The following is a 13,145-nucleotide window of genomic DNA, read 5'->3' on the forward strand; positions in this document are numbered from 1 at the left end:
CCGAGAAGTACGGGAGGCGGCCATCGGCGTGTCTCAGGACCAGAAGCCGAGCTGTTCGTCGACCCCCAGCTCGGTGACACTGAACAGGCCGCCCCCGGCGTCCGGTTCGTCACTCGGCGGTCTCGCTCCGATCGGCTCGGGAGGCTGCGGGGGCTCGGGGGTGGTCCGTTCTGGCCGGGTGAGCGGACTGCGGCCCGACGCGTGGCGGGGGCCCTTGCCGGGGGGCGGCGTCATGGCCAAGTTCGTGTACGAGCCACCGGACTCGGCCGCCTTCTCCATCTCCCTGTAGATGGTGAGGATCCTGTCCTTGGTCCGCTCGAAGAGTTCCGGCGACTTGTTCCGGAACGCGCGGAAACTGTCCAGGACGAGTTCGATGTCGGCATCTGGGATGCCGTAGAGGTGGAAGTACGCGGCATCCAACTCGGCGCGGATCTCGAAGCGGCGGTCCTCGTTCCAGACGAACGGGGGGTTCTCATCTCCGAGGTGGCGGGCGAAGGGGGCCATCTCGTAGGAGGTGTAGGTGAGTTCGAGGACTCGGTCACGGATCCAGAGCTCGGGGGCACGGCCACCCAGCCATGCGACCGGATGCGCGTAGGTGTCGGGGGACAGAATCGGGAGCTGCTCCAGGTAGGTGTAAGTGAGGTGCACTCCTTGCATCTTCTGTCGAGCGGCAAAGTCCAGGACGAATGTGCTGAGGTTGGCCAGCAGCCCATGCAGTGGGCGATCCGGGCGGGTTGGCAGTATCAGAGGCATCGTGTTGCCAGCTGCAGTGCGCGGCAAGACGGTGGAGATCACCGTTCGCTCGTCCACCGCTCGACAGATGTCACGCCACCCCAACATCCAATCGTGCGGCCACTCTGTCTCAGGTTTGCCAGGTTCCGCCTTCATCCAGTCGTCAACGTGTTCTTCCTCAACCCAGTGGCGCGGCTGAGGAGTCACCAACGGATCGGCATGTTGCTGAGCCGTCAGACGTGGAAGCGTGTTCCGCTTGAGATCTGCCTCTGTCGCTCCAGCGTAGGTACTGAAACGAGCGTCGAGCTGGTGGATCAGCTTCGCTTCATAGAGCGGCAGGGCACGCCGACCATCACGGAAAAAGACCTGCCCGTTCGCCTCCCAGCCCTCTTCAGCCAATACGTCGGCCGAACGGAAGAGCTTCGAGTCGTCGGCCATGTGGAACATCCTCACCAAGCGCAGGGCCCACGGATTTCCCTCCGTCACCCCTCGAAGCCACAGCACTGGCGCACTCTTGTGCATGTCCTCCAGCACTCGCAGATGGTCGGGGCTTTCACACACGGGCGCTGTGCGGGTGTTCGGGTTGATACGCCGAAACCCTGCCCTGTTCAAGGTGAAGCTACGGCTGTCTAGCTGGTCAGGGCGCCGGGCGCGGAAGGCCAGTCGGACCAGTTCCTGACACTGCCGTGGGCCACTGACCGTGAACAAGCAAAAGCGGTACGAGTGATGAACATCTGGGAAGAGCTTTTCCTCGTTCTCCATATCCAGCACCGTCACCAACTGCCGCCGATCCACCAGATCCGCAAAGAAGTCCGACGTCGTCTTGTCCGTAGCGATCCCGGTAGGCAGCACCAGCCCCGACATCCCCTCCGGAGCCAGCAGCATCCGCGCCTTCTCCGCGAATACGGCGTACGTATTGACGTCCCCCTGCCCGGTCAACGGAAAGATCCCCGAGTTCCGGAGCATCAGCGTCGTACCGGCCGCTTCCCGCAACGCCACCTGGAAGCCTTCGAACAGCTCCCGCTCCCCGCGCTCCGCACTCCCCTTCAGCCCGGCGATGAGCTTCTTCCGCTCGCTCGCGTTGGACGCGTCCGCGATCTCGTCCTCCCCTCGCGCCGCGAACCACTCCTTCTCCTGGATCTTGACCCGCTCCCACGGCGGGTTGCCCAGCACACAGTCGAAGCCGCCTTGCCAACCCGTGTCGGGGTTGTGGTCGTCGTCCTCGTCGTCCTCGACGCGAAAGACGCGGGGAAACTCCAGGTGCCAGTGGAAGAAGCGGTTACGGCTGACGATCTCGTCGAGTTGCTTCTCGCCGGAGAGCCTGCGCTCGTCGTCCTCCTCTTCCGCCGTCACCACCACCGCCTCCGCCAAGTCCCCACCATCCACCAGCTGCTCAAGGACCGAACTGGTGACGGCCGCCGGAGCCTTCTCACTCTTCGGCCACAGGAACGCCGCGCACCAGGCGTCCGCGACGCGCTTGAGCCGACGCAGGTGCGGTGACTTGGCGAGGTACTCCTCGTAGGCGCGCGCGTGATCCCGCACGTTGGCCAGGGTTCGGTCCGGGAGCTTGGCCAGAGCCTCGGCCTCCAGGCGGAGTTCCGCCGTGCCCGTACGTGCCAGAGCCGCACCCATAGCCGTCTGGGTGCCCTTTCCGCCCGAGCGTTCCTTCTTGTTGGCGGCCTTCAGAGCGGTGAGGATCTTGGAGTTGTCACCGGCGAGCTTCTTGAACGCCCCGTCCGGGATTCCCTCCGCAATCAGTTTGGGGGTGGTCCCCAACAGCGCATTACCGACCTTGATGCGGTCGTCCAGATAGGCCAGCGGCTGGCCGGGCTCCAAGGACTCCAGCCACAGGGAGACCTTGGCGAGTTCCACGGCCATGGGGTTGATGTCGACACCGTGGACGCAGTGGCGTACGACGTCGGCCATCGCCGCCCGTACCTTCTCCGGGGCCGGCTCCGGCTCCCTCGTATCGAGTTCGGCGTACCGGAGCGCTATGCGGCGGGCTGCGGCGACCAGGACATGCCCGGAACCGCAAGCCGGATCCACCAGGTTGATCTTCAGTAGCTCGCGGGGGTTGCCACTCACCGCGTGCCGCTCGATGACCGGGTCGAGAGCCTGGTCCAGGAGCTTTTCGATGAGGACGGTCGGGGTGTAGTAGGCGCCAGTCGTCTTGCGTTTGTTGCCCGCGAGGGTCTGGAGCCGGAAGCGGCCGGTGGCGGGGTCTCGGCGGGGGCGGAGTTCGAGGAGGGACTCGTAGACGCTGCCGAGCTCGTCGGCTCCCAGGTGCCGGTAGTCGACGCGCTGCCAGCGCCCGCCCTCGTCGCGTACCCGGGCCAGCAGCCGTACGGCCTCCAGCAGATGCTCGTTGGGGAGTTCAGCGGCGCGCAACGGCTCGGCCCTGCCCAGCAGGGTGGCGGCGGCCGAGTCCTCCTTGGCACGGAAGTACAGCCCGCCGAGTTCGGGCAGGGCGAGCTGGGGCGCGCCGCCGTCGGTGCCGAGGGCGTCGAGGACCATGGCGAGGGCGCGCCAGAGGTCGGTGTTGCGGTCGCCGGGACGCCGGAAGGCGATACGGCGCAGGCGCCGGGTGGAGAAGTAGCGCGCGTACCGGTCGCGGGCGTCCTGCGTCTCGGGCGAGTCGCTCCGATCGAGCAGGATGCCCCGGTCCTCCGCGACGAAGAGGAACACCAACTGGTAGGCGAGGCGGAGCAGTTCGTGGTGCAACTCCTCAAGGGCTTCAAGGCCTCTGCGCCCCCTGCCGGAGACTGCGCTATGCAGCTCGGGATTGGCCGCGAGGAAGCCGGTGCCGAGGACGCCGATGGCCTCGGCGACTTGGTCGCGGAGGTTGTCCCGGGCGCGCAGGCCGGTCTCGATGGCGTAGGTGCGCAGCCATTCGATGCGGCAGTCGGCGGCTGTGAGGGCGGGGGCGTCGGAGTCGGGGACCGTGTCCTCGTCCCCGAGCTCCGCCTGGGCAGGCTGGTCTCCCCCTTCCGGCTGCCCCTCCTCGGCGTACTCGGACTCGCTGTCCGGGGCAGCCCCGGCCGCCTGCGGTGTCTGCGCGCGACGGCCGCGGCGCTTCTTCTCCGGCTTGGCGACCAGCTCGAAGCGGGAGGCGTGCAGGAGCGAGTAGAGCAGCACGAAGTCGGAGTACTGCTGACCGTCGAAGATCGCTTCCAGGTCGAACTCGACGTACGCAGAGCCGACCAGGGCGGTGGAGTCGCGCAGGACGCGCAGCACCTGGCCGTTGGAGAGCAGGCCCCACACATGCTCGCCCGAGACGTTCAGCAGTTCCTGGAGCACGGACTGGGGGGCGCGCCGGTTGCCGACTCTGCCGTCCAGGGGGGTGCCCCAGGCCAGCAGATGGACCGGCAGGTGGTCCTGCCAGCGGTGGCTGGCGCGGCAGGTCTCGTCCCGGCCGGGGATCTTGACCGTCACGCCCGCGCCGCTGAGCCGTCCGTAGCCGAGCTCGGTGAACAGCCGCAGCAGCCACGCCTTGCGGGTCAGGGTGGTGGCCGTGCTTGTCTCGGGGGGCCTGGCGAGGTCGTCGCGGAAGACGCGGTAGGCGCCGGTGAGGGCGGCCCAGGCCCGGCCGGCGGCGTCGCCGATGCGTTCGCCGCGGTAGAGGCCGTAGTCGGCGGGGGCGCAGCCGGGCAGTTCGCGGTCTCCGGCGGCGAGTCTGCCGAGCAGGTCGGCGGTGAGGAGCCGACCCTCGACGCGTACGGCCGAGGAGGCGGAGACCGTGGCCGGCAGTTCAGGGGTGAAGACGGTCACCGGGCTCCTCCGGCAGGTACGAACACGTAGACGCCGAGGCGGTCGACGGGGCCCGCGGGCGTCACGGTGATGCGGCGGGCCGCCGCGGCGCCCAGGGCACGGCCGCGTTCGCCCGCGGCCTCGCGGACGCGCAGATGGGCGGCGGCGAGCTGATCCGCCAGCTCCTGGCCGTGGTGCAGCAAGTGGTCGCGTACTTCGGGGAGTTCGAGTTCGCCGAGGGCGCGCCTTATGGTGCGGTGCCGCAGTTCGGGCATGACGTTCCCGTCAGGAGTGGCGGCGAGCAGGGTGGCGGTCTCCTCGTCGTCCAGCCATTCGAGGCCGCCCTCGTCGTCCGGGCGCCAGGCGAGGACACGGGCGTCCTCGGCGACGAGTTCCTTGGGACGCGGGGAGTTCTTCAGGGGCAGGCTGAGCTTGAACCGGTAGCGGGCGAGCAGCAGCACGGTGTAGATGTCGACGGCCTTGCTGCGTACGACGCCGAGACGGCGGGCGGGGCGGTCCTGGTCGCGGATGGCCGGATCGAGCGCTGAGTCCAGCACGTACCGGGCGATGGCACGGACCGCCGGGTCGGTGCGGACCAGGGCCTGTTCGCCCTTGGGAACGGGCAGGTCCTCTCGGAAGACCAGCTCGCGGGGACTGCCGGCAGCGCGGGCCCGCCCCCTGGCGGCCGTGCGGGCGGCGGCGCGTCCGGTGCCCGCGGCAGCGGTGGCCTGGTCGTCGGTGTCGTAGATGCCGAGAGAGTGCCGTAGTCCCGGGGGCAGCGGGCCCGCCTGGACGGTGAATCCGGCCCCTCGGGTGTCCGTGCGGACGGGGGCGCGCAGGGCCGCCAGAGACTCCCGTGTGAAGACGGCGATGTCGCGGGGTTCGCCCAGGACCTGGCGCAGGGCGCGGATCTCGTTCTCGACGTCCTGGGGGCGCAGGGCGGAGTGGGCGAACTTGGTGGGCACCTTGGACTCGCGGTCTGCGGCGCTCTCCCATTCGCGGTGCAGTGCGTCACGGGCCCGGCCCAGTTCCTCGTCGGTGCCGAAGTCCAAGGCCAGCTGGTCGGGGGCCACCGCCTCGGGACGGCCGCGCAGCAGCAGGCTGCGGGTGAGCGCCTGCAGGACACCTTCGCCCGCGTCGGGAACGGGGAGGGCGACGCCGGTCTGGCGGGCGATGTCCTGGTGCTTGCGGATCAGTACTTCCAGGACGATTCCGTCGATGCCGGTGTCCGTCTCGTACAGGGTGACGGCCTTCACGTTCTCGCTGCGCTGGCCGAACCGGTCGACCCGGCCCTCGCGCTGCTCGTGGCGCGTGGGGTTCCAGGACAGGTCGTAGTGGAGGACTGCGCTGAACCGCTCCTGGAGGTTGACTCCCTCGGAGAGGCAGTCGGTGGCGACCAGCACTTGGCGGCCGGAGCGGGCGGCGAGCTCGGCGATGCGCTTCTCGCGGGCCTCCGGCGGGAGATCACCGGTGACCGCCTCGACGTGGACACGGCGTTCGAGTGCCTCCGCCAGATACCAGCGGACGTAGCGGGCGGTGGGAATGTACCGGCAGAACACGATGGGGTCGTGGCCTTCGTCGATGAGGGCGGTGACCTCGTCGACGAGGAGGCGCAGCTTGGCGTCGTGCTCGGGGCCCGCGAGGGCCACGGCGCGCTTGGCGAACGCCTTGAGATGCGGGTCCACGGGGCGGCGCTTGTCCTGGCCCGCCGTGGTCGACTCGCCTGACGTGCCGTCGGGAGCGACCGTCCCGGGCTCACCCTGCCCGACCGGTGTTTCCGGTCCGTTCGCTTCCGCGGTGGCCAAGCCATCCTCCGGTGCGAGGACCGCACCCGGTACCGCGTCCAGGCCCTCCACGGCCTCCTCGTCGGTGGTCTCCAGCACGGACTCGCGGCCGAGCCGGTCGGCCTCCTGCGGGGTGCGGGCCGCGCTGACCGCCGCCCGGGTGGTGAGGGTGGCCTCGGCGGCGTCCGGGGAGGACAGCACGCAGCGCAGCAGGGCCAGCACCGACCACCAGCTCATGCGGTTGCGCAACTCGCCATCGGTGTGACGCACTTGTTCGCGGGCGTAGCCGATGACGTCGGCCACGAATTCCGCGTACGCCGAGTCCAGGCGGTAGGGAACCTCGCGGAGCAGCCGGTCGCCGGGGAACGGAGTGTCCTCGCCGAGGAAGGACTTGATGTCGCGGCGCCTGCGCTGGACCAGGTGGCGGGCGAGGCGGTCGCGGTGTGCGGGGATCGTCGGGTCGAGGGCGGCGAGCTTCGGGTCGAGCAGTCCGGTGAGCTTGGCGAAGGCGTCGCTGTCGCCGCTGTGCGGGGTAGCGGTGACCAGGAGCAGGTGACGTCCGGGATCTTCCGCGAGTCCCTTGAGGAGTTCGTAGCGCTGCTGACGGCCGGCGCCCGCGCCGATGCATGTGTGAGCTTCGTCGACGATGAGCAAATCGGGGCAGGTACGCAGGAAGGCGTCGCGGCGCTCACGCTGCTTGATGAAGTCGGTGGAGACGATCGTGTACGGGTAGCGATCGAAGATCGTCTGGTCGGGGTCGATGATGCCTCGTTCGAGGCGGGCGGCGGTGGACGGCAGGACGAGTTCCGCATCGAGGCCGAACTTGTCGTGGAGTTCGCGCTGCCACTGCTCGGCCAGCGCGGGGGAACACAGGACGGACAGTTTGACAGCCGAGCCCTGTTCCAGGAGTTCCCTGGCGATCAGGGCGGCTTCGACGGTCTTGCCGATGCCGACGTCGTCGCCGATCAGCAGCCGTACGGTGTCCATGCGTAGGGCCACCATGAGTGGCACCAGCTGATACTGGCGTGGCTGTACGGCGATTCCGGACAGGCAGCGGAAAGGGCCCGCGCTGGACGTGGCGGTGATCCGCAGCGCGGTGCGCAGGAGGGACGCGGACGCGAAGTCCCCGATGTCCTCCCCGCCGGGGAACAGGTCCCCGGCGGCCTCGTCGGGGTCCGGAAGCGGCGGCAGACTCGGCGCGGCGAAGCCGGGGTCGGCCGTCTCGTCGGGGAACAGCATGGTGTCGAACTCGCTGTCCCCGTCGAGCGGACGGGCGATCACGAAGTCGTCCGTGGTACCCGGGAGCACCACCCAGTCGCGGCCGCGGGCCGACACCAGGGAGCCGGGGGTGTGCCGGGGGCTCATCGGGTGCCTCGTCCCGGGCCGAAGACGTTCGGGTGTGCGCGCACCGTGCTGTGCCACTCCTTGTCGCTGTCACTGCCGATTTCGATCACCAGCCAGCTGCGGTTCTCCAGCCGCGTCCTGGCTCGTGTGTCGCGCGTGTCGCTCGGAGCGCTGTGACCGGGAAGGTCCAGGAAGACCGCGACGTCCGCGTCCGACAGACGGTAGACGAAGTCCGGCACCGCACGCGCCGAGGCCACCTCCTCGCTGGTGGCGTCGGGAAGCCGGTAGCCGTTCTCGCGCAGCCACCGCACGAAGTCGCCACCGCTGTCATGCGGGCTCCGGGCTGCCAGATCGGCCGCGTGCAGTATGGGGTTGGCGGCCTGCGGCTGCTGCTGGACGGCGCGGCTCTCGGCGAGGTCACGGAGCAGGTCGACCGCGGACAGCCGCCGGATGTCGGGATGGAAGCGCTGGTTGTGGTAGGTGAGCAGGCAGTCGTAGCAGCCGAACTCGCAGCGCTCCCGGGCTCCCTTGGCCTGGCCGAGGTCCGTGCCGTCGGGTTTGACGTGGATGATCTCCAGGGCCTGCTCGGCCACGGCGCCCAGCGCGTCCTCGTCGTCGTGGAGCAACCGCAGGACGCCCGCGCCGCCCTCCGCTCCCTCGACGAAGAGCATGCGTGCCCGACCGTCGGGGTCGGGGAGGTCCTCGCTGTTGAGTTCGGCGTCCTCCAGTTGGTAGTACGCCTCGATACCGCGCTCCAGGGCGTAGCGCAGGGTGACGGCGGTATGGCGGTCGACCGGCGCGGCCAGTCTCAGTACGGCGATGTTCTTGCTGTCCTGGACGTAGGGCACGACCTTGAACGTGCTGCGAGCGCTCTCGAAGGTGGCCAGGGCCTCCTGCTCCGCGGAGCTCTCCGGGCGCTCGGCCGCGGCCTTTCCCTCACTCAGCCAGCGACCGGAGACCGGGTCCAGCCAGAATCCGACATCGCTGCGGATCTTGCGTTTGCGGCGGCCCAGGTTGATCACATGGACGGCGGCGTCTCCGTACGTCAGCTCGGCGACCGCCCGTTCCGTTCCGTCGGGGGCGGGTCGTCTGATGTCGGCCGTCAGACTGCCGTGGTGGAAGCGGTAGGCCGTGCGCAGCTCGAACCCTTCCTTGAGGCGCTCCTCCTCGTCGGAGGAGATACGGCGACGGGGCTCGGCGTACACCGTGGTGAGCTGCATGAGGCGGTTGAGGATCTGGACGAGCGGGGCGCCACAGCCCACACAGGTGTCGCGGCCCTCGCTACGCTCGTGCCAGTAGCCGCAGGCCCGGCAGACCTTGGCATCGATAGTCGCGATCTGCCCGGGGTTGTCACTGATCGGTACCTGGACGTTCGACACCGTGTAGCGGCGGCCCTCGTGGTAGATCAGGGCACCGGGGCCGAACTCGCCGATGGCGATGAACCGGGGACGCTGGATGTAGGCCCCGCGCTTCTGTCCGTACCGGCTCTCGCCGCGCTCCCCGGGAACGTACGCGGCCAGGGGTAGGCGGGGAAACGAGTAACCGGGCAGGAAGCCCTCGGAGGCGAAGTAGCGGTAGGTGTAGAAGTCGGAGAACGAGTCCTCGTGGTTGTCGGAACTCTCGTTGCGCAGCAGCTTCAGCTGGTTCTCGGCCTGGGCACGGCGAGCCTGGGCACGGCGACGGTCGCGTGAGCTACCGGACGTGTCATCGGCGAGGCGGTGCTGTTCGGCGCGCTCCTCGAAGGCCCTGCGGTACAGCCGGCGCCACCGGTCGCAGGCGGCGTCGAAGCGGCGCAGGGTATCCCGGACCCGGTCGGTGACCCAGCCGTCGTACCACCACGAGGTGGTGACGAGATCGTCCGCGAGAGGAGCGAGGAGCTCGGTGCAGCGGGCGATGGCGCGCTGCCGCGCGGTCTCGCTGTCGAGGGCGGTGGACAGCTTCGTGTGGAGGGGCAGGGGCAGCGGCTCCCCGGGCTTCCCGATAGCCCTGATGTCGATGATCTCGGTCATTGAGGAGCCCAGAGGCGCCTGGGTCTCCGCCAGCCAGACAGCCTGGACGTGCGAGCGCAGCAGGTCCTCGTTGGTGAGGTCGATCCGCGGCGGGGCGACGCTGCCGGAGACCATGAGTCCGGAACGGCGGAAGTAGTACTGGTCGTGGGCGCTGCCGGTGGAGCAGTACGTGGTGACCAGAGCGGGCTGGCCGGAACGGCCGGCCCGGCCGGAGCGCTGCGCGTAGTTGGCAGGCGTGGGTGGGACGTTGCGCATCGCCACGGCGTTGAGCTCGGCGATGTCGACGCCCAGTTCCATGGTGGGCGAGCAGTAGAGCAGCGGCAGATCGCCGTCCCTGAAGGCGTCCTCGCGGATCTGCCGCATCGTGGACTCGACCTGGGCCGTGTGCTCCCGGGCTTCCAGACCCCCGAGTTCCGCGGCTGTCTCGCGGTAGAGATCGCGGAAGAACGGATTGACCCGCGCGGTCATCTCCGGGTCGAGGGTCTTGCGTACGGGGTCGGGCTCCGCGCTCTCTCCGTCGCCCGGCTGCCAGATCAGGGAGGAGACGCACAGCTGGCGAGCGGGACGTCCGTCCGGCCCCTCGTCCACGACGGTAAGCAGGCCGGTCCTCGTCAGCACGTCCAGCAGGTGGTGGATGACCACGTCCGCGTCGGCGACCAACATCTCCTTCCCTGCCAGCTGAGGCAGCGCCCCGAATGCTCCGGCCCTGCGGAGATAGCGTCCGTAACCACCTCGGGCACCGAAGTAGACGGCGTCCGCGGACGGGGCGCCCTTGGGTCCGGGGCCCGCGAACGCCACCCGGGAGGGAGTGCGCGGATCGTTCTCCGGGATCGCCCAGATGCCTGCCAGATGCTTCTCGCTGACGGCCACCAACTGATCGTGGCCGAGCTTGGTGAGACGCTTCTCGTCGACGGCCAGGGCACGGCGCAGTTCGTCGAGGAGCGTGCGAGCAATCTCCTCCCGATGGGCCGGGGTGTCGCCCTCAAGAGCCCAGTGGGTGCCCCGCCACTCCTCCTCGTCGGAGGCGATCTCCGCGAGGGACGTGTAGTCGAAGCGGAGCAGGCCTGTCTGGGAAAGGTTGGGCATGGTCAGCCGCCAGCCCCGCTCCAGATCTGCATAGAGCCGATACGTCAGCGCCGACCGCATCGCGGACAGGCTGTCCTCAAGCTGCCGGTACTTCACTTCGGGCTTCTGCGCGAAAGCCGTCAGCGGCAGGGCCAGCGCCTCCGCGACGGCCTCGGGCAGGGTGTCGTGCCGCAGGCCTGCCGGGCCTGCCTCGCGCAGCGCCCGGTACAGCGCGCCCCTGATCTGGGTGACCTGCGCGAAGTCGTTGAAGTGTCCGGCCTGGAGGCTGGCGTCCTGGCGGTTGTCCACGAAGGTCAGCAACTTGCGGGCGCGCGGCTTGAGTTCGGGCTGTCGGCGCAGGGAACGTACGACACTGGCACTCACCAACGACACGGCGGAGCTGCGGCCCTCGGCCGAGAAGGTGGCCAGCTTGGCGAAGTCCCGTACGCGCAGCTGCTCGTAACTGACCCGGCAGCGCGGGCAGAAGCGGAAGGGGGCGGCGATCCACCAGGCACGCAGGCCAGCCCCCGGCTCGGTGGTCACACCGTCGGGCCCTATCCACACCTCCTGGGGCAGATCACCTGAACGGCGCTGGACGACGACGCGCTGTCCGTTGTCGTCGGTCTCGACCCAACTGGCCGGAAGCCGCTCCAAGACCTCTTCCAGAGTGTCGGGCCAGGGCCGCTCCTGGTCGACGTACAAGTAGCCGTCACCCGGCTCGGCGGGGGCGTCGGGATCCTGGCGAGCGACGTACCGCCCGGTCCGGGGGCCTCCCTCGACCGTGACGACCGGGAAGTCGTGGCCGCACTCGCGGCAGAAGGCGAGCGGGACCAGCGGCCACGCCGGGTTGCCGGGCACTCTGACCTGGTACTGGCTGGTCAGGTGCCGGGCATCCGACGGTTCGAGACTGGCGTAGACCGTGTCGCCCTTGGACAGGAACTGGTGCAGGCGGAACGCGAACAGCGGTCGGCCGGCCCGGTCCTTGGTGCGTGCCCCCGCCTCCAGCATGGTTTCGATCGCGCGGGCACAGGCGGTCTCATCCTCGTCGCACTCCTTGCGGAGGTCGACCGCCGCCGCCGGAATGGTGGTGGGGCGGCGGCGCTTGAGACGTCCGGTGCCCGCCTCCTTGTCGAGTCCGAAGGTGTCCTCGATCCAGACGGCGAGCGGATCCTGGCTAAGCGGGAGGTACGTGTCGGGCAGCTCGGCGGAATCGGTCGCGGCACGTCGTACGGCTGCGGCAAGCGCCGCACGTAGCTCGCTGTCGGGCAGTGGCCGACGACCGGGGTCGGTCGCGCGTTGCAGGCTCTCCCCGATCACCCGGTCCGGCCGCACTGGCGTACCGAACAGGCGGCTGGCGACCTCGGACACCGTCTGACGCGTCTCGGCGAACGTCTCGGCGGTGGCCATGGTCGCCGAGGTTCCCACGCACTGAAGGCCGGGGGCCTCACAGGCATCACGCAGTCTTCGCACGAGAAGAGCGACATCGGCGCCCTGGCGCCCCCGGTAGGTGTGGAGTTCGTCCAGGACGAGGAAGCGCAGACCCTTCGCCGCCTCGATCAGCTTCTGCCGTTCCTCAGGGCGGGTGAGCAGGTACTCAAGCATCATGTAGTTGGTGAGCAGGATGTCCGGCTTACGGCTCAGCACGGACCTCTTCTGATCCTTGCGCTCCTGCCCCGTGTACCGGTCGAACGTGACCGCGCCGTGCTGCTCCGGGGGAACCCCCCAACGCAGATAGCGCTCCAGCTCGTTCCTCTGACTGTTGGCAAGCGCGTTCATCGGATAGACAACGATCGCGGAAATGCCGTCGAGGTTGGGCTCTCGCAATACCGAGTCGACGATGGGAATGAGGTAAGAGAGGCTCTTACCTGATCCCGTACCGGTCGTCAGGACGTACGACTCACGCGACCTGGCCGCCTCGATCGCCTTGCGCTGGTGGTGGTAGAGGGTGAGCGTACGGTTGCCCGCGTCCTCCGGGTCCCGCTTCTCACGGAAGTAGTAGTCCCTGCAGTCGCGGTGCAACACGTTGTCGTCGACGAGCCCGTCGACCGTTCCGCCGCTTCGGAAGTTCGGGTTGAGGGAGATCCAGGGATCGGGCCAACGGGTCTTGTCCCTGCGCTCCTCGTCGAGATGGTTCCTGATGGCCGGATCCCGCACCCATACCAAGGAGGTCGTGAAGTCGTCGTAGTCCTTGATGAGCTGCCGATGCGCTCCGAACACGTCCATGCTCTTACCGATCTCCCTTGCGCTTCGGGCGCGGCTACCGCTGCACCATCTGGCGGGCAGCGGAAACAAGACGGGAGGAGGGCCCATTCCCCCCGTGGGCTCCAGTCCTTCACCTTACTGGCCACTGGCGACACTGCTGCCTCATGCGGTGTTCTGCTCGGCGTGAATCCGTTGGAATCCAGAGTGTCAGCGCTGCATGATTCACTGCGAGACGAATACATCTCGCTGACAGTGACAAGGG

At 68.9% G+C, this 13,145-nt stretch carries 3 protein-coding genes; all 3 read right to left on the bottom strand.

Annotation, left to right across the window (positions count from 1 at the left end):
* Positions 1-33 precede the first annotated feature (33 nt).
* From QQY66_RS10095 to QQY66_RS10105, 3 genes are read right to left on the bottom strand one after another with little or no spacing between them, the layout of a single operon-like run.
* The gene (locus QQY66_RS10095) at positions 34-4,500 is read right to left on the bottom strand and encodes an N-6 DNA methylase (protein WP_301978793.1); all 4,467 of its coding nucleotides are present in this window, start codon (positions 4,498-4,500) and stop codon (positions 34-36) included.
* A complete protein-coding gene (locus QQY66_RS10100) occupies positions 4,497-7,628 on the bottom strand; it encodes a helicase-related protein (protein WP_301978794.1) in 3,132 nt (1,043 codons plus the stop codon). Before QQY66_RS10100 ends, QQY66_RS10095 begins: the two co-directional genes overlap by 4 nt.
* Positions 7,625-12,904, bottom strand: coding sequence for a DEAD/DEAH box helicase (locus tag QQY66_RS10105; RefSeq protein WP_301978795.1), 5,280 nt, complete (start codon positions 12,902-12,904; stop codon positions 7,625-7,627). The genes QQY66_RS10100 and QQY66_RS10105 overlap by 4 nt, the downstream gene beginning before the upstream one ends.
* Between the last annotated feature and the right edge of the window lie 241 nt (positions 12,905-13,145).

The organism is Streptomyces sp. DG2A-72, from assembly GCF_030499575.1.
Lineage (GTDB): Bacteria > Actinomycetota > Actinomycetes > Streptomycetales > Streptomycetaceae > Streptomyces.